13 protein-coding genes are annotated in these 18,129 nt (G+C 66.3%); 7 read left to right on the forward strand and 6 right to left on the reverse strand.

The window, feature by feature from the left end; translation table 11 throughout:
- The 4 genes from AC1DYI_RS10205 to AC1DYI_RS10220 all read right to left on the reverse strand — a co-directional run.
- Window positions 1-618 (reverse strand): TolC family protein (locus AC1DYI_RS10205; protein WP_477203992.1); only part of this gene is annotated, 618 nt, incomplete at its 3' end.
- Between the two features lie 8 nt (window positions 619-626).
- Window positions 627-3,875, reverse strand: a complete 3,249-nt coding sequence (locus tag AC1DYI_RS10210) for an efflux RND transporter permease subunit (protein ID WP_477203993.1) — start codon at window positions 3,873-3,875, stop codon at window positions 627-629.
- Window positions 3,876-3,903: 28 nt separating this feature from the next.
- Complete coding sequence (locus AC1DYI_RS10215; RefSeq protein WP_477203994.1) at window positions 3,904-5,142, reverse strand: efflux RND transporter periplasmic adaptor subunit; 1,239 nt, start codon at window positions 5,140-5,142, stop codon at window positions 3,904-3,906.
- A gap of 24 nt (window positions 5,143-5,166) precedes the next feature.
- A complete protein-coding gene (locus AC1DYI_RS10220) occupies window positions 5,167-6,018 on the reverse strand; it encodes an alpha/beta hydrolase fold domain-containing protein (protein WP_477203995.1) in 852 nt (283 codons plus the stop codon).
- 114 nt (window positions 6,019-6,132) lie between these two features.
- Between AC1DYI_RS10220 and AC1DYI_RS10225 the strand changes: the two genes are divergently transcribed.
- From AC1DYI_RS10225 to AC1DYI_RS10235, 3 genes are all read left to right on the forward strand, one after another.
- Entirely contained in the window at window positions 6,133-7,137 is a 1,005-nt protein-coding gene (locus AC1DYI_RS10225; protein WP_477203996.1) for a LysR family transcriptional regulator, read from the forward strand.
- Window positions 7,138-7,207: 70 nt separating this feature from the next.
- Window positions 7,208-9,607 carry an ATP-dependent DNA helicase gene (locus AC1DYI_RS10230; protein WP_477203997.1) on the forward strand — a complete coding sequence of 800 codons (2,400 nt, stop codon included), beginning with the start codon at window positions 7,208-7,210 and terminating at the stop codon, window positions 9,605-9,607.
- Window positions 9,604-10,581 (forward strand): amino acid ABC transporter substrate-binding protein, encoded by a 978-nt coding sequence (locus tag AC1DYI_RS10235; protein ID WP_477203998.1) that lies wholly within the window; start codon window positions 9,604-9,606, stop codon window positions 10,579-10,581. Before AC1DYI_RS10230 ends, AC1DYI_RS10235 begins: the two co-directional genes overlap by 4 nt.
- Before the next feature lie 204 nt (window positions 10,582-10,785).
- Here AC1DYI_RS10235 and AC1DYI_RS10240 read toward each other — a convergent pair whose 3' ends face one another.
- Both AC1DYI_RS10240 and AC1DYI_RS10245 read right to left on the reverse strand, forming a co-directional pair.
- The gene (locus tag AC1DYI_RS10240; protein ID WP_477203999.1) at window positions 10,786-12,120 is read right to left on the reverse strand and encodes a sigma-54-dependent transcriptional regulator; all 1,335 of its coding nucleotides are present in this window, start codon (window positions 12,118-12,120) and stop codon (window positions 10,786-10,788) included.
- Window positions 12,113-13,897: a sensor histidine kinase gene (locus AC1DYI_RS10245; protein WP_477204000.1), complete on the reverse strand. Its 1,785-nt coding sequence runs from the start codon at window positions 13,895-13,897 to the stop codon at window positions 12,113-12,115. Before AC1DYI_RS10245 ends, AC1DYI_RS10240 begins: the two co-directional genes overlap by 8 nt.
- Before the next feature lie 383 nt (window positions 13,898-14,280).
- Here AC1DYI_RS10245 and AC1DYI_RS10250 point away from each other — a divergent pair, with 383 nt between their 5' ends.
- The 4 genes from AC1DYI_RS10250 to AC1DYI_RS10265 are packed head-to-tail and all read left to right on the forward strand — an operon-like array spanning window position 14,281 to window position 17,851.
- Window positions 14,281-15,210: a branched-chain amino acid ABC transporter permease gene (locus AC1DYI_RS10250; protein WP_477204001.1), complete on the forward strand. Its 930-nt coding sequence runs from the start codon at window positions 14,281-14,283 to the stop codon at window positions 15,208-15,210.
- Window positions 15,211-15,232: 22 nt separating this feature from the next.
- Window positions 15,233-16,324 carry an ABC transporter permease subunit gene (locus AC1DYI_RS10255; RefSeq protein WP_477204003.1) on the forward strand — a complete coding sequence of 364 codons (1,092 nt, stop codon included), beginning with the start codon at window positions 15,233-15,235 and terminating at the stop codon, window positions 16,322-16,324.
- Between the two features lie 13 nt (window positions 16,325-16,337).
- Entirely contained in the window at window positions 16,338-17,114 is a 777-nt protein-coding gene (locus AC1DYI_RS10260; RefSeq protein ID WP_477204002.1) for an ABC transporter ATP-binding protein, read from the forward strand.
- 32 nt (window positions 17,115-17,146) lie between these two features.
- Window positions 17,147-17,851 (forward strand): ABC transporter ATP-binding protein, encoded by a 705-nt coding sequence (locus AC1DYI_RS10265; RefSeq protein ID WP_477204004.1) that lies wholly within the window; start codon window positions 17,147-17,149, stop codon window positions 17,849-17,851.
- Window positions 17,852-18,129: the final 278 nt, after the last annotated feature.

Genomic DNA, 18,129 nt, shown 5'->3' on the forward strand with positions numbered 1-18,129 from the left:
GCTTTCGACCAGGCGCAGTGTGTTGCGGTGTGCGGTCAGCGTGTCGCCGACGATGCCGCGCTCCACATCCAACGCGCGGAGCAGGAAGTAGCTCTGCGCCACATCGGCCTGCGCCATCAGGCGTGCACTCTGAAGCAGAGCGTCTCGCGCCTGCGCATCGAGCGTGGCGGCCTGAGCCGAGCGTGACAAGCGGCCGAACAGATCGGCCTCGTATGACACGCTGACGCCGGCACTGCCCAGGTTGGCGGGCTGCCAGCCCGTGTCCGGGCCGGACAGCCGTTGCACACCGGCCGACACGCCGACCTGCGGCCAGCGCTCGGCTTTGGCACTGCCTAGCAGCGCCCTCGCCTGCGCCAGGCGCGCCGCGGCGGCCTGCACGCTGGTGTTGCGCTCGCCTGCGCGTTCGACCAGCTTGTCGAGCACCGGGTCAGCAAAGGCTTGCCACCACGCGCCACGTGGCTGGGCCTCGGCCGGTGCGGTCGGCGCCCACTGGGCGCCGGCTTCCTTGAACGCGGCTGGCACCGCCGGCAAGGCCGCCGGATCGATGGCCGGCGCGCTCGCGCAACCCGCGATCAACAACGCCAAAGCCAGAGCCGACAAGGTCAGAGAGGTTTGCAAGTTCTTCTTCATGCTTCATGCCTCGAGATCGGGGCGGCCGGCGCGTGCTTCAACGGCCCGCCACCTTGGGGTTCAGCGCTGCCGGCAAAGCCTTCGAGGTGCGGCACCTCGCCATGCAGCTTCAGCGGCCGATTGCCGGTCAGTGCGCGCAGTGCGACATAGAACACCGGCGTCAAGAACAGGCCGAAGGCGGTGACGCCGATCATCCCGGCGAAGACCGCGATGCCCATCGCCTTGCGCATTTCGGCGCCGGCACCGGTGGACAGCACCAGCGGTAGCACGCCCATCACGAACGCCAGCGAGGTCATCAGGATCGGGCGCAACCGCAGACGGCTGGCTTCGATCGCGGCCTGGATCGGCGTGCGGCCGGCGAACTCCAGCTCGCGAGCGAACTCGACGATCAGGATCGCGTTCTTCGCCGACAAGCCGACCAGCACCATCAACCCGATCTGCGTGAAGACGTTGTTGTCGCCCTTCGACAGCCATACACCGGTCATCGCGGCCAGCAGCCCCATCGGGACGATCAGCACGATCGCCAACGGCAGCGCCAGGCTTTCATACAACGCCGCCAGCACCAGGAACACCAGCAGGATCGCGAGCGGGAAGACCCACACCGCCGAATTGCCGGCCAGGATCTCCTGGTAGGTCAGCTCGGTCCATTCGTAGCTGATGCCCGGTGGCAACGTCTCGGCCGCGATGCGCTCAACAGCGTCCTGCGCCTGGCCGGACGAGAAGCCCGGTGCCGGACCGCCGTTGATGTCGGCCGACAGGAAACCGTTGTAGCGCATCGCGCGTTCCGGCCCGAAGCTGGGCTTCACGTTCATCAGCGCCGACAAAGGCACCATTTCGCCGCTGGCGGAACGCACCTTCAGCAGGCCCACGTCTTCAGCCCGCGCGCGGTGCGGCGCATCGGCCTGCACGCGGACCGAGTAGGTACGGCCGAACTTGTTGAAGTCGTTGACGTAGAGGCTGCCGAGGTAGATCTGCATCGTGTCGAACACATCGGTCACCGCCACGCCCAGCTGCCTGGCGCGGGTGCGGTCGATGTCTGCATACAACTGCGGCACGTTGACCTGCAGGCTCGAGAACAAGCCCGCCAACTCCGGCGTCTGGTAGGCCTTGGCCATGAAGGCCTTGGTCGCACCGTCGAGCGCTTCGTAGCCCAGCGAGCCACGGTCCTCGAGCTGCAGCTTGAAGCCGCCGGTCGTGCCCAGCCCCTGCACCGGTGGCGGCGGGAACATCGCGATGAACGCGTCCTGGATCGCACCGAACTGCTGGTTCAGCGCGCCGGCGATCGCCGCGCCATGCAGCTCGGGCGAGCGGCGTTCGGCAAACGGCTTCAACGTGACGAACACGATGCCGGAGTTCGAGCTGTTGGTGAAGCCGTTGATCGACAGACCGGGGAAGGCAATCGCGCTTTCGATGCCGGGCTGCTTCAGCGCGATCTCGCCCATGCGGCGGATCACCTCTTCCGTGCGGTCCAGCGTCGCGCCGTCAGGCAACTGCGCGAAGCCGATCAGGTACTGCTTGTCCTGGGCCGGCACAAAGCCGCTGGGCACGCTGCGAAACAGCAGCCCTGTCAACAGCGCCAGCACCAGGTACATGCCGATCATCAGCGCCTTGCGCGAGACCACCCGCTGCACGCCGCCGCTGTAGCGCTCGGCACTGCGGCCAAAGAAACGGTTGAAGCCGCGGAACAGCCAGCCGAAGCCGCGGTCCATCGCACGCGTCAGCGCATCCTTCGGCGCACCGTGCTTTTGCAGCAGCAGGGCCGACAAGGCAGGCGAGAGTGTGAGTGAGTTGATCGCCGAGATCACCGTCGAGATCGCTATCGTCAGCGCGAACTGGCGGTAGAACTGCCCCGTCAGGCCGCTGATGAAGGCCAGCGGCACGAACACGGCGATCAGCACCAGCGCGATTGCGATGATCGGGCCCGACACCTCGCGCATCGCACGGTAAGTCGCGTCACGTGGGCTCAGCCCCGAGGCAATGTTGCGCTCGACGTTCTCGACCACCACGATCGCATCGTCGACGACGATGCCGATCGCCAGCACCAGGCCGAACAGGCTCAACGCGTTGATCGAGAAGCCGAACAGGTGCATCACCGCGAAGCTGCCGATCACCGACACCGGCACCGCCAGCAGCGGAATGATCGACGCACGCCAGGTCTGCAGGAACAGGATCACGACCAGCACCACCAGCGCAATCGCTTCGAGCAGCGTGTGGATCACCGACTCGATCGACGCGCGCACGAACTGCGTCGGGTCATAGACGATGCGGTAGTCCACGCCCTCGGGCATCGCCTTCTTCAGCTCCGCCATCGTGGCGCGAACCTGGTTCGAGATCTCGATCGCGTTCGAGCCCGGCGCCTGGAAGATCGGGATCGCCACCGCCGGCTTGTTGTCCAGCAGCGAGCGCAGCGCGTATTCGGACGCACCGAGCTCCAGTCGGGCCACGTCGCCCAGCCGCGTCACCGCGCCATCGGCGCCGGTCTTGACGATGATGTCGGCAAACTCCTCTTCGGTTTGCAGACGGCCTTGCGCGTTGATCGACAGCTGCAGGTCGACACCCGGCAGCCCCGGCGAAGCGCCGACCACACCCGCCGCAGCCTGCACGTTCTGCTCGCGGATCGCGCGCACCACGTCACCAGCCGAGAGGCCGCGCTGCGCGACCTTCTGCGGGTCGAGCCAGACGCGCATCGAGTAGTCACCCGAGCCGAACAGCAGCACCTGGCCGACACCCTGCACGCGTGCCAGCCTGTCTTTGACATTGAGCACTGCGTAGTTGCGCAGGTAGGTCATGTCATAGCGCTCGTTGGGTGACAACAAGTGCACTACCATCGTCAGGTCAGGTGCGCTCTTGACGGTCGTCACGCCGAGCCGGCGCACCTCTTCAGGCAGCCGCGGCTCGGACTGCGAGACGCGGTTCTGCACCAACTGCTGCGCCTTGTCGGGGTCGGTGCCGAGCTTGAAGGTCACGGTCAGCGTCATCAGGCCGTCGGTCGTCGCCTGGCTGCCCATGTAGAGCATGCCTTCGACGCCGTTGATGGCCTCTTCGAGTGGTGTCGCCACCGTCTCGGCAATCACCTTCGGGTTGGCGCCCGGGTACTGCGCACGCACGACGACCGACGGTGGCACGACCTCGGGGTACTCGGAGATCGGCAAGGCCTTGAGTGCGATCAGGCCGGCGATCAACATCAGCAGCGAGAGCACGCCGGCGAAGATCGGCCGGTCGATGAAAAATTTGGATAAGTTCACGGGAAGACTCCCTTGTTGTTCTGTTCGTTCAAGACGGCTTGGCGCCGCTGCGTTCGGCGTGCAGCTCGGGCTTCGCGTCCATCGCCACGTTCTGCGGCGCGAGCAAGGAGCCTGGCCTCACGCGCTGCACGCCGTTGACGACGATGCGCTCGCCCGGCTGCAGGCCAGCCGTCACGATGCGCAGGCCGTTGACCGAGGCGCCCAGCGTCACCTCGCGGTAGGCGGCCACGTCGCCCTTGTCGACGACGATCACGAAGCGCTTGTTCTGGTCGGTGCCAACCGCACGCTCGTTGATCAGCAGCGCCGGTGCGGTGCTGGCGTGGCCCATGCGCAGCCGTGCGAACTGGCCAGGCATCAGCGCGCCATCGGCGTTGTCGAACTTGGCGCGCACGCGCACCGTGCCGCTCTTCGCATCGACCTGGTTGTCGACCAGCTGCAGTTGGCCGCGGTACGGCGTGTCGGTGCTGCCGGCCGTGCCCAGTTCGACGGGGATGCGCTCGATGTGGGCGCGAGCGCTGGCACCGCCAGGCAGGTCTTTCAACGCACGGGTGATCAGCTGCTCGTCTGCATCGAAGCTGGCGTAGATCGGGCTCACCGAGACCAGCGTCGTCAGCACCGGCGCGCCGGGACCAGCCGCCACCAGATTGCCGACCGTGACCTCGATCTTGCCGATGCGGCCTGCGATCGGTGCACGCACCTGCGTGTAGCCGAGGTTGAGCTGCGCCGTTTGCAGTGCGGCCTGTGCGGCGCGCAGGTTGGCTTGGGCTTCGCGCAGCGCGTTGGTGCGTTCGTCCAGCTCACGTTGCGCAATGGCCTGCTCTTCCCACAAGCGTTCAGCACGCGCATGCTCGCTTTGCAGGTGGGTCACGCGGGCTTGCGCCGCTGCAGTCTGCGCTTCAGCACGATCGACATCGGCCTTGTAGGGTGCCGGGTCGATGGTGGCCAGCAGATCGCCGGCCTTCACGAGCGAGCCTTCACGGAAGTGCAGTGCCTGCACCGTGCCGGCCGCGCGCGAGCGGATTTCGACCCGCTCGACCGCTTCGAGCCGGCCCGAGAACTCGTCCCACGCCGCGACTTGGCTTTGCGCCACGGTGGCCACAGACACCGGCGTAGCCGGCGGTGCAGCAGCCGGTGCATTGGCAACCGCGGGGCTGCCATGCAGGCCGAAGATGGTGATCGGCACGGCGGCCACTGCCGCGAGCGCGGCGCTGATGGTCCAGGCGGTGGTCTTGCGCGAGCGCGCTTGCTTCGGGGCGGGCGAATTCATGGGGTTCTCTCCTGTGGATGTCGTTCAGTTCTTCGGGTGTTCGGTCGGCAGCCCATGCATGAACAGGCGCAAGCGCTCACGTGCCACGGCCACCCAGGCCGGGTCGCATTGCGGCGGCGCCTCCATGAAGGGCGTCGGAAAGTGTGTCGGTGGCGGCAACATCAGGCGCACGACCGGCACACCCTCGCCTCGCAGACGGCTGGCGAAGGCCGTCGCTTCATCGCGGAATGGGTCGTCGGCCGCACTGAACAACAAGGTGGGCGGCAGACCAGCCAGGCGCGCAGCGGCCCCTGGAGTTGCATACGGGTGCAACGCGTCGTTGGCGTGCGGCAGATAGTCGTGCCAACCATCGGCCCAACGGCAGCCCACAGGGCCGGCCTGCGCGCGCCGCAACGACGCGGTGGCCACGCACACATCGAGCATCGGCGAGAAAAGGATCTGGCCGGCCAGCGCTGGACCGGCTCGATCGCGCGCCATCAAGCTCGCGGCTGCTGCCAAGTTGCCGCCAGCCTCTTCACCGGCTACGAAGACTCGTGACGCGGCCCCAGCCCAGGCACGACGGCGCTTGTGCAAACATTCAAGCGCGGCGTGCGCGGCTTCGGCCGCGCGGGGGAATGGATGCTCCGGCGCCAGCGGGTATTGCAGTGACACCACCGCAGCACCGGCACTGTGCAGCAGCCGCACGACGCAGGGCACGCCCTCACTCGGTGCACTGACAAATGCACCGGCGTGCAAATGCAGCACCAATGGCGCATTCGCTGCAACCGCGCGGTACAGCCACGCGGCGCAATCGACCCCATCGCCGATCGGAATCGACAGCGGTTCAGGGTCGGCCAACAGGGAATCGGCGGTGCCGGACATTGCGGGGGTGCTCATGCTGACTTCGGTGCATGGAAGATAGGGCGCCCCTGCCCGCCAACAAATAGCCCCGCAGCTCAAGGACTATTTCAAGCCGAAGAACAATGCACCGCAGACCGAACTGGAGATCGAATGGACAAGCTGGCCGCCATGCAGGCCTTTGTGCGGGTCGTTGAAGCCGGCACCTTCACCAAGGCCGCCGACACGTTGTCACTGCCCAAGCCGACTGTCACGCGCCTGGTGCAATCGCTCGAAGCAGAGCTCGAAACCCAATTGCTCAAGCGCACGACGCGGCGCGTGACGGTGACGCCCGATGGCGCCGCCTACTACGACCGCGCGGTGCGATTGCTGGGCGAAATCGATGAGCTCGAGTCGAGCATGTCGCGCGCCAAGGTCAGCCCACGTGGGCGCTTGCGAATCGACGTGGGCTCTACCGTTGCGCAGTTGCTGGTGATCCCGGCGCTGCCGGATTTCTATGCGCGCTTTCCGCACATCCAGATCGACATGGGCGTCAGCGACCGCCCAGTGGACCTGATCGGCGAGAACGTTGACTGCGTGTTGCGCGGCGGCGAGATCACCGACCAGTCGCTGGTCGCGCGCCGCATCGGCGACTTTCATCTGATCATCTGCGCGTCACCCGAATACCTGAAGCGCCACGGCACGCCACTGCACCCGAACGATCTCGAAGACGAAGGCCACACGGTCGTCAACCATTTCGGGCACCGCACCGGCCGCATCTACCCCTTCACCTTCGCCAAGGACGGCGAGAAGCTCGAGGTGCATGGCCGCCATGCGTTGTCGGTCAACGACTCGAGCGCCAACCTGGCCGCCGGCCTGGCCGGGCTGGGCATCGTGCGGGTGTCCACCTTCCAGGCCGCGCCCTACCTGGCTTCGGGCGCGTTGCAGCCTCTGCTGTTGGACTGGTGCGCCGACTCGGTGCCGCTGCACGTGGTCTACCCGCCCAACCGCCACCTGAGCGCGAAGCTGCGCGTGTTCGTCGACTGGGTGGCCGAGCTGTTCGCGCGCAGCGACCTGATCCACCGCAAGTGCAGCCTGCCCAAGCCGAAGGCCGAGACCTTGCACGCCTCGGCGGCGGCCATACCCACGCCGGCAGCAGCGCTGGCCACTGTCGACTGAGAAAGTCGGGGCCTTGAGCCCGACAGGAGCGATACTGTATAAACATACAGAATCGCTTTCGATTGGTTCGATGCCCGAAGCACCGCCCGGCGACCACGCCGACGCCTGCCCTGCCCCCACACCGCCATTGACCGTTGCCGTTCGCACGCTGTGCGAATTCGCGGCCAAGCATGGTGACCTGGACGCGCGGTTCACGCCCTCGCCTACGGCGGAGCAAGGGCAGGCTGGGCACCGCAGCGTGGTGCAGTCGCGCGGCAAGGGCTACCGCGCCGAAGTGGGCCTGCAAGGCGCGCATCGGCATCTCGTGGTCCGCGGCCGTGCCGATGGTGTGGATGCCGAGCGCCAGCTGGTCGAAGAGATCAAGACCTACCGCGGCTCATTGGCCCGCATGCCCGTCAACCAGCGCGACCTGCATTGGGCACAGGCCAAGGTCTACGCCTGGCTGCTGTGCGAGAAGCATCAGGCGAGCGCCTGGAATGTGGCGCTGGTTTACTTCCACGCCGATCGGCAGGAAGAAGCGCCGCCGCTGATGCAGCGGCTGGACGCCGCCGAGTTGCAGCACTTCTTCCACACGCTGTGCGAGCGCTACATGGCCTGGGCCGAAAGCGAAGCGGCGCACCGCGCGCAGCGTGATGCCAGCTTGACTCAACTCCCCTTTCTGCACGGCACATTTCGTGAAGGTCAGCGCGCGTTGGCCGAGGCCGTGTTCCGCGCTGCGCGCCATGGCCACTGCCTGGCGGCGCAAGCGCCGACAGGCATCGGCAAGACGGTGGGCACGCTGTTTCCACTGCTGAAGGCGATGCCCGAGCAATCGCTGGACAAGGTCTTCTTCCTGACCGCCAAGGGCTCCGGGCGCGGCGTTGCGTTGGATGCGCTGGGCTCGATTCGGGCATCGGGCGCCAAACCATTGCGCGTGGTCGAACTGGTGGCGCGCGACAAGGCCTGCGTGCACCCTGACAAGGAATGCCACCCCGAGTCCTGCCCGCTGGCCAAAGGCTTCTATGACCGCCTGCCGGCGGCGCGCAGCGAAGCAGCGCGTCTGGGAAGCGCGTTGTCCAAACAAGCATTGCAAGACGTGGCCGAGCGCCACACGGTGTGCCCCTATTACCTGGGCCAGGAGATGGCCCGCTGGGCCGACGTGGTCGTCGGCGACTACAACCACTTCTTCGACATCAGCGCCTCGCTGCATGCGTCGACGCTGATCCACGGCTGGCGTGTGGCGGTGCTGGTCGACGAAGCCCACAACCTGGTCGAACGCGCTCGCAGCTGCTACACGGCCGAGCTGGACTGGGCCCTGTTCGCCGCGGCGCGCGCGGTGGCGCCGGCCGAGTTGAAGAAGCCGATCGAGCGTGTGGCCCGGGCCTGGCGTGCTTTGGCGCGTGAGCAGCCGCAGGCCTACCAAGTCGTGCCTCAACCACCGGCTGCACTGGGGCTGGCGCTCGCGAACTGCACCCAAGCCATCGGTGACCTGCTGGCAGACGGCGTGCAAGGGCCGCATGCGCTGCCCACTGCACTGCTGGAGTTTCACTGGGCGGCGCTGCACTACCAGCGCCTGTGCGAATCATTCGATGCCTCGCATTCGCTGGTCGACGTGGCGACCTGCGCGCCATCCACCAGGCAGCGGCGGGCAGCGCAGTCAACTGTTTGCGTGCGCAACGTCACCCCGGCAGACTTCCTGCAGCCGCGCTTCACCGCGGCTCGCAGCGTGGTGCTGTTCTCGGCCACGCTGGCACCGACGCAGTTCTATGCCGACACTCTGGGCCTGCCCGAGAACACCGTGTGGCTCGACGTGGCCTCTGCCTTTTCAGCGGAGCAACTGAAGGTCCGCATCGTGCCGACGGTGTCGACCCGCTACAGCCGGCGCGCCGACAGCGTCGCGCCAATTGCTGAGCTGATCCATCGCCAGTTCGAGCAAGAGCCCGGCAACTATCTGGCCTTCTTCAGCAGCTTCGACTACCTGCAGCAGGTCGCCACCGAGTTCGAGGCCCGCCACGGCGAGGTGCCGACGTGGCAGCAAACCCGGCAGATGGACGAGACCGCGCGCCGGGCTTTTCTCGATCGCTTTGTGCCGCAGGGGCGTGGCGTCGGCTTCGCGGTGCTCGGCGGCTCGTTCGCCGAGGGCATCGACCTGCCAGGCTCCCGCCTGATCGGCGCGGTGATCGCAACGCTCGGGCTGCCGCAGCTCAACCCGGTCAACGAAGCCTTGCGCGAGCGGCTCGAACAGCGCTTCGGTGCCGGCTTCGAATACGCCTACCTCTACCCCGGCCTGCGCAAGGTGGTGCAAGCCGCCGGGCGGGTGCTGCGCACACCGACCGACCGCGGCAGCGTGCACCTGATCGACGAGCGCTTTCGCCGCGCCGACGTGCGCCGCTTGCTGCCAGCGTGGTGGCGCATCGAGACGCTGTCGCTGCCGACCCCGAGCCCTCGAAATAGCCCTACAGCGGGTGCCACTATCATGGCGGCCCGATGACGTTTCTGGCTCGAAGACCTCTTGGCGCGGCGCTGGCCGTCTTGGCGGCGCTGTTCGCCGGCCCCGCAGCCACCGCGCCCGCCTCGGCCCCGCCAAGTGCACCGGTGCCCGCCTCTTCCGCTTCGTCGGCATTCGCCGGTTCGGCCGTGCTGCGCAAGATCCGCGACACCGGCGTCATCGTGCTGGGCCATCGGCTGACCTCGGTCCCGTTCTCGTACCTGGATGCCAAGCTGCGCCCGGTCGGCTACTCGGTCGACCTGTGCCAGAAGGTGGTCGAGTCGATTCGCCACAAGCTCGAGCTGCGCGACCTCGAGGTCAAGCTGGTCGCCGTCAGCTCGGCCACCCGCATGCCGCTGGTGGCCAACGGCACGGTCGATCTCGAATGCGGCGTGACCACCAACACGGCCGAGCGGCAGAAAACCCAGTCGTTCTCGATCACCACCTTCGTCGCGGCCAGCCGGCTGCTGGCCAAGAAGGAAAGCGAAATCCACACGCTGGACGACCTGCGCGGCAAGGTCGTGGCCTCGACCATTGCCACCACCAGCATCCGCTACCTGAACAACCTCAACGAAGCGTTGAAGCTGGACATGAAAATCGTTGCCGGCCAGGACGACACCGACGCCTTCCAGATGGTGCAGGCCGACCGCGCGGCCGCTTTTGCGATGGACGACGTGCTGCTGCGCAGCCTGATTGCCACCGCCCCGAATCCGGCCGACTACACCGTCTCTGACGACACGCTGTCGATCGAGCCCTACGGCATCGGCCTGCCACGCGACGACGCCGCGTTCAAGCAACTGGTCGATGACACCCTGATGGCGATGTACCGCAGCGGCGAGGTCTACTCGATCTACAGCAAGTGGTTCATGTCGCCGATCCCGCCCAAAGGGATCAACCTGCGCATGCCGATGAGCGAGCCCTTGCTGCGCGCCATCCGGCAGCCGACCGATTCGCCGGATCCGCAAGATTACCGCTAGGGCCTGCACACAAGCCGTCCTGACCGTTGATGGTCAGTCGGTGTTTGGTACAGACGCGAATTTAAGCGCGTTAGTTAACTACCTAAACTCCACGGCGACTTCGAAGTGGTGCTGCTCACGCCCATGGACTGATCACTCATGCGCAGGCCGTCGGCCCGCGCCGGTGGCCTGCGCATGCCGCGACGCCCCCTCGCCGCCAACGCGCTAGCGGAACCGGTCAGCGTCGATGTCGTGCCGGTGCAGCTTGTCGTAGAGCGTCTTCTTCGCAATGCCCAGTGACTCCATCACCTTGGGCATGCGGCCCTGGTGCTGGCGCAGCGCCTGCTCGATCAGCGCCTTCTCGACCTTGTCCATCTGCTGCGCCAGCGTGACCGGGGCCACGCCGGTCGTGGCGGTGGTCAGGTCACCGATCTCGAGCACAAAACGGTCCGCCGCGTTGCGGATCTCGCGCACGTTGCCGGGCCAGTCGTGCGCCATCAGCTCGCGCAGCTTCTCGGGCGTCATCTCGGGCGGGGCCAAGCCATAGCGCGCGCTGGCCTGGCCGGCGAAGTGCTCGAACAGCAGCGGAATGTCCTCGYGGCGCTCGCGCAGCGACGGCAGCTCGAGCACCGCCACGTTCAGGCGGTAGTACAGGTCGCCGCGGAACTTGCCTTCGTCGCTCAGTGCGCGCAGGTCGCACTTGGTGGCGGCCACGACACGCAGGTTGACCGGCACCTCTTCGTTCGAGCCCAGGCGCTCGATCTTGCGTTCCTGCAGGATGCGCAGCAGCTTGATCTGCATCTGCATCGGCATGGTCTCGATCTCGTCGAGCAGCAGCGTGCCGCCGTTGGCGTGCTCGATCTTGCCGATGCGGCGCTTGGCTGCCGAGGTGAACGCGCCCGGCTCGTGGCCGATCAGCTCGCTCTCGAACAGCGTCTCGGGCAGGCCGCCGCAGTTGATCGCGACAAAGTTGCGGTCGCGCCGGTTGCTGTGGTCGTGCAGGCAGCGCGCGACCAGCTCCTTGCCAGTGCCCGTTTCGCCGAGGATCATCACGTCGGCCGATGTATCGGCCAGGCGCACGATCTTGCGCCGCAGCTCCTGCATCACCGGCGAATTGCCCAGCAGCACTGATTCGATGCCGCTGCGGCTTTGCAACTGGGCGCGCAGGTCGTCCAGCGCCACGCGCAGCACACGCTTGTCCAGCGCACGCAAGACCGTGTCGACAAATCGCTCCGGCGCAAACGGCTTCTCGATGAAGTCGTAGGCGCCTGCGCGCATCGCCCGCACGGCCATCGAGACATCGCCATGCGCGGTGATCAGCACCACCGGGATGCCCGGGTCGGTCGCGACCACATGGTCCAGCAGGGCCAGTCCGTCCATGCCGGGCAGCCGCACGTCGGTAACGACGATCAGCTGGGCACCGGGTGCGACATGCGGCAGCGCCTCTTCGGCCGAGCCGCAAGGCTGCACGTCCAACCCGGCCAGCTCCAGCGTCTGCGCCAGGCTCATCCGCACCGGCGGGTCGTCTTCGACGAAGAGGACCTTGAATCCCTCAAACATATGCCTCCTTGCTGGCAGCTTCCAGATCGAATTCAAACACCATGCCTTGATCGGCGGGCTGCGCGCGCAGCGTGCCGCCGAATTCGCGCACGATCTTCGATGAAATCACCAAGCCGAGGCCCAGGCCTTGGCCAGCCGGCTTGGTGGTGAAAAACGGCTCGAACAAGCGTTCGAGGTTGGCCTCGGGCATGCCTTCGCCACTGTCGGCCACCTGCACGGTGACGCGCTCGTCGTCGACACGGGCACTGACCGTGAGCTGCTTCTCGGGCGTGGATGCCATCGCGTCCAGCGCGTTGGTGAACAGGTTCAGCAGCACCTGCTCCAGTCGGTTGGTGTCGGCCCGCACCCGCAGCGTGTCGGGCACGTCCACCTTCACGTGGATGCGCTCGATGCGCAACCGGTGTTCGAGCAGCAGCAGCACGTTGGCCACCGCGGAAGTCAGGTTGACCGGCTGCGCGGTGCTGCCGCCTTTGCGCGCAAACGACTTCAGCTGCAGCGTGATGCGGCCCATGCGCTCAGCCATGTCGTCAATCGCCTTCAGGTTGTCGGCCACCGCCTGCGTGCGGCCGCTTTGCAGAAGCAGCGCGGTGTTGCGCGACAGCGCGCGCAGCGCCGTCAAAGGCTGATTGATCTCGTGCGAAATGCCGGCCGACATCTGGCCCAGCACCGCCAGCTTGCCGGCCTGCATCAACTCGTCTTCAGCCTGCAGGCGCTGCGCAATCTGGCGCTTCAGCTCGTCGTTGGTCGTGCGCAGTTCATGTGTGCGTTCGTCCACCTGCCGTTCGAGCTGGTCGTGCGCTTGCTGCAGCGCATTGCGCGCCTTGAACAGCTGCCGCAACGCGCGCCGGCGGTGCAGCCAATACAGCGCCAGCAGGCCCAGCACCGCACCGCCGGCCCCGCCGCCCCACGCGGCATAACGCGCCTGGCGCCACACATCTGCCGGGTCAGACAAGGTCATCAGCCGCACCGCCAGGGGCACCACCGGCCGTTCTTGCGCCAGGTGCAGGCTGTGGCCGGCGCTTTGCACGTCGGCCAGCCGCACCACGGTCGAGCCGGACTGCGCACTGCGCTCGACCGACATGCCCAAGGGCGCGAGCGTGGCACCGACATAACGGCCGGAAGACTGCAGCGCCTCGACATTGACCGAACCCAGCATGCGGTACTTCCACGCCGGCACCGACGACATGATGACCACGTCGTTCTGGTCGACCACCAGCAGCTTCTCGCTTTGCGAGCGCAGGCCCAGGTCGACCCAAGTGGCCTCCAGCGGCGCCAGGCTCACCTTGACGACGATGTGACCGCGGTAACTGCCCGAACGGCGCACCGGGTGCACGAAGTAGTAGTCGGTCGTGCCGTCGGCCTCATTCGAGGCAAAAAAATCCGGCGCGTCTTCACCCAGGTTGCGCGCGGCTTCGGGCAGCGACGTGCGCCCGCCGGGCACGTCACCACCATGGCGCTGGTAGCCGTTGCTGGCGGCCAGCGCCTCACCATCGGCCGCGGTCACGAAGATCAGGATCGAGCCGGCGCGCACGTTCACGCGAGCCAGCTTCAGGCGTGCACGCTGCTGAACCTGCGCGTTGTGTGGATCGTCGAGCAGTGCCTGCACGTCCTCGTCGATCGCGATCAAACTAGGCAGGTAGGCGTAGCGCGCGAGTTCGGTTTCGAGGTTCGAGGCGTACAGCTCAAGACGTTCGCTGGCCACCGCCGCGAGATCGGACAGGCCACTGCGTTCGCTGATGCGGTAGCCCATCACCATGCCGACCAGGACAAGCGCCACGGTCAGCAAGGCAATCAATTGCGGGGCCGCCCGCTGCAGCTGCAAAGTGCGGGGCGAAAGAGAGGCAGGGGTCGGCATCAGGCACCGTAGTGTGCCCAACTCGCGCCCGCCCGTGGGTCAAAGCCCGTGGCTTCGGTGCATCGCTGAAGGCCTTGAAAGCGGCCCGAAAACGGCCGCCAAACGCGGTGGGCGGAAATCCACACGGGTACTTTTGCCCCAGTGCGGATTTCCGCCCTGTTTGTCCACCCCTGTCGGGCTCAAGGACTCGAAATGGGGTCCATCGGGCCCTTTTTCTTCGGGCTTACCCGCGGAAAAAACATGTTGGCACAACCTGTGCTCTATCAGCCGCTGTGGCCGGAAACGGCTGAAGCGAAAGCAACTCAATGGACATCTTCGTACAACAGATCATCAACGGCTTGGTATTGGGRAGCATGTACGCGCTGGTCGCGCTGGGGTACACGATGGTGTACGGGATCATCTCGCTGATCAACTTTGCGCACGGCGAGATMCTGATGGTGGGGGCGCTGACGAGCTGGACGGTGGTGCARGCCTTGGCCGACASCGGCTGGCCRGGCTGGGTGYTGCTGCTGATCTCGYTSGTGGCRGCSATCATCGCKTGCTCGGCKCTGAACTTCGCGGTCGAGAAGATCGCCTACCGGCCGCTGCGCAACGCACCGCGCCTGGCCCCGCTGATCACCGCCATGGGYATGAGCCTGCTGCTGCAGACGCTGGCCATGATTCTGTGGAAGCCCAACCCCAAGCCCTACCCGCCGCTGCTGCCGCAAGACCCRCTGTTCCTGTGGGAAGCCGGCCCCGTGATCACGCCGACGCAGATCGTGATCCTGGTGACCACGGTGGTGGTGCTGGCSGCWCTGCTGTGGCTGGTCAACAAGACCAAGCTCGGCCGCGCGATGCGCGCCACGGCCGAGAACCCGCGTGTGGCCGGCCTGATGGGCGTGCGACCTGACCACATCATCAGCGCCACCTTCATCATCGGCGCCACGCTGGCGGCTATCGCCGGGATCATGTGGGCGATGAACTATGGCACCGTGCAGCACTCGATGGGTTTCTTGCCGGGCTTGAAGGCCTTCACGGCCGCGGTGTTCGGCGGCATCGGCAACCTGACCGGTGCAATGGTCGGCGGGGTCCTCTTGGGCCTGATCGAAGCCATCGGCGCCGGCTACCTCGGCCAGTTGACCGGGGGCGTGTTCGGCAGCCAGTACGTCGAGATCTTCGCTTTCCTCGTGCTGATCCTCGTGCTCACGCTGCGGCCGTCCGGGCTGATGGGCGAGCGCGTGGCAGACCGGGCTTGATCAGGAGGACACCATGCAAAACATGAGCAAACAAACCAAGCTGATCGTCTTCCTGATCGCGGCGGTGGCGCTGATGGCGCTGCCGCTGGTGGCTGCGCAGTTCGGCCAGGGCTGGGTGCGCATCATGGCGCTGGCGCTGCTGTACGTGCTGCTGGCGCTGGGCCTGAACATCGTGGTCGGCTACGCCGGGCTGCTGGACCTGGGCTATGTCGCCTTCTACGCCGTCGGCGCCTACATGTTCGCCCTCTTGGCCAGTCCGCACCTGACCGACAACTTCCCGTGGATCAAGGAGGCGTTCCCGAACGGGCTGCACACACCGATCTGGCTTGTCATCCCGCTGGCCGCGGGGTTGGCGGGGCTCTTCGGCGTCGTGCTCGGCGCGCCAACGCTGAAGCTCAGAGGCGACTACCTGGCCATCGTGACGCTGGGCTTCGGCGAAATCATCCGCGTCTTCATCAACAACCTCGAGTACCCGATCAACATCACCAACGGCCCGCGCGGGATCAGCCAGATCGATTCGATGAGCATCGGCCCCTTGAGCTTTGCCAAGACGCTGCACATCGGCGAGCTGGAAGTGCCACCGGTGGCCCTGTACTACTACCTGTACCTGGCGCTGGTCATCGGCTCGGTGGTCGTCTGCAGCCACCTGGCCGATTCACGCATCGGCCGCGCCTGGATGGCCATTCGCGAAGACGAGATTGCTGCCAAGGCGATGGGCTTGAACACCCGCAACCTGAAGCTGCTGGCCTTTGGCATGGGTGCCACCTTCGGCGGCGTTTCGGGTGCGATGTTCGCGGCCTTCCAGGGCTTCGTCTCGCCCGAGTCGTTCACGCTGATGGAGTCGGTGATGATCGTGGCGATGGTGGTGCTGGGTGGCCTGGGCAACATCCCCGGTGTGATCCTGGGCGCCTTGCTGCTGTCGGCCCTGCCCGAGGTGCTGCGCTATGTGGCGGGCCCACTGCAGCAGATCACCGGCGGGCGGCTGGATGCGGCCATCCTGCGCCAGCTGCTGATCGCGCTGGCGATGATCGTGATCATGCTGCTGCGCCCCCGAGGCCTGTGGCCGCAGCCCGAGCACGGCAAGGCGGCGCCGACACCCGTGGCGGCCAAGTGAGGAGAACAGCAACATGAGCAACAGCGTTCTCAAAGTCAGCGGCGTGTCCAAGCGCTTTGGYGGCCTGCAGGCCCTGTCGGACGTGGGCATCACGATCGAGCCGGGCCAGGTCTATGGCCTGATCGGGCCCAACGGCGCCGGCAAGACCACCTTCTTCAACGTCATCACCGGGCTGTACACGCCTGACGGCGGTACCTTCGAGCTCGGCGGCAACCCGTACGTGCCCACCACCGTGCACGAGGTGGCCAAGGCCGGCATCGCGCGCACCTTCCAGAACATCCGGCTGTTTGCCGAGATGACGGCGTTGGAGAACGTGATGGTGGGCCGGCATGTGCGCAGCCATTCGGGCCTGATCGGCGCGGTGTTCCGCACCCCGGGCTTCAAGAAGGARGAGGCCGAGATCACCAAGCGCGCGCAGGAGCTGCTCGACTACGTGGGCATCGGCAAGTACGCCGAGTTCAAGGCGCGCACCTTGTCCTACGGCGACCAGCGCCGGTTGGAGATCGCTCGTGCGTTGGCCACCGACCCTAAGCTGATCGCGCTTGACGAGCCGGCCGCCGGCATGAACGCAACCGAGAAGATGGTCTTGAGAGAGCTGATCGACCGCATCCGCAAGGACGGCCGAACCATTCTGCTGATTGAGCACGACGTGAAGCTGGTGATGGGYCTGTGCGACCGGGTGACGGTGCTGGACTACGGCAAGCAGATCGCCGAGGGCACGCCGTACGACGTGCAGCGMAACGAGAAAGTCATYGARGCYTATYTSGGCGCMGGYCACAARGCYCAYTGAGCACAAGGAACGACAACATGACACAACAGACCATGCTCAAGGTCAGYGGSCTGAAGGTCGCCTACGGCGGCATCCAGGCGGTCAAGGGCGYGAGCTTCGAGGTGCTGCAAGGCGAACTGGTGAGTCTCATCGGSGCCAACGGCGCGGGCAAGACCACGACRCTSAARGCGATCACYGGCATCCAGCCGRTCGCCGCYGGCTCGGTGGARTWCMTSGGCAAGCCRATCAAGGGSCAAGGSGCCTGGGAYCTGGCCMGGCAAGGCCTGGTGATGGTGCCTGARGGSCGCGGGACGTTCACCCGCATGACSATCACCGAAAACCTGCARATGGGTGCCTACAYCCGCAACGACAAGGCCGAGATCGCGGCCGACATCGAGAAGGTGTTCGGCATCTTCCCGCGSYTSAAGGAACGCGCGCTGCAGCTGGCCGGCACCATGTCAGGCGGTGAGCAGCAGATGCTGGCGATGGGCCGCGCGCTGATGGCCCGGCCCAAGGTRCTGCTGCTCGAYGAGCCCAGCATGGGCCTSAGMCCSATCATGGTCGACAAGATCTTCGAGGTCGTCGACACGATCCACAAGCAAGGCACCACCGTGCTGCTGGTCGAGCAGAACGCCAGCCGTGCCCTCAGCCTGGCCAACCGCGGCTACGTCATGGAGTCCGGCGAGGTCACCATGAGCGGGCCGGCCAAGCAGCTGCTCGACGACCCCAAGGTGCGTGCCGCGTACCTGGGCGAATAAGCGCGGCGCGCCACACCGACCAAAAAAAGGGCTCTTTGCGCATTGAGTAGTGACAGGCGCAGGCCATGAGCCAGTGGAAGTGCATCGTGCCAGGTAGACGGCGGCAAGCCGGGTTCCCTGGAGAAGGCGATGCAGGAACAAGACTGGAAGCGGTGGTTGAAGCGGTTGCACGAGCTCAGCGCTCGGCAGCGCCAGGCGCTGATGGCGCAGTTGCACACACCGGACGAGGGCGAGCGGGTTCTGGCTCAGATTGACCAGGCGGGCGAAGCGACGCCGAG

It is taken from the genome of Ideonella sp. P3_A4, assembly GCF_056403075.1.

Bases quoted from the DNA above. Each gene is read 5' to 3' on its own strand.
- AC1DYI_RS10225 (WP_477203996.1), top strand. From the start codon at position 6,133: ATGGACAAGCTGGCCGCCATGCAGGCCTTTGTGCGGGTCGTTGAAGCC.
- AC1DYI_RS10215 (WP_477203994.1), bottom strand. From the start codon at position 5,142: ATGAATTCGCCCGCCCCGAAGCAAGCGCGCTCGCGCAAGACCACCGCC.
- AC1DYI_RS10255 (WP_477204003.1), top strand. From the start codon at position 15,233: ATGAGCAAACAAACCAAGCTGATCGTCTTCCTGATCGCGGCGGTGGCG.
- AC1DYI_RS10220 (WP_477203995.1), bottom strand. From the start codon at position 6,018: ATGAGCACCCCCGCAATGTCCGGCACCGCCGATTCCCTGTTGGCCGAC.
- AC1DYI_RS10230 (WP_477203997.1), top strand. From the start codon at position 7,208: ATGCCCGAAGCACCGCCCGGCGACCACGCCGACGCCTGCCCTGCCCCC.
- AC1DYI_RS10235 (WP_477203998.1), top strand. From the start codon at position 9,604: ATGACGTTTCTGGCTCGAAGACCTCTTGGCGCGGCGCTGGCCGTCTTG.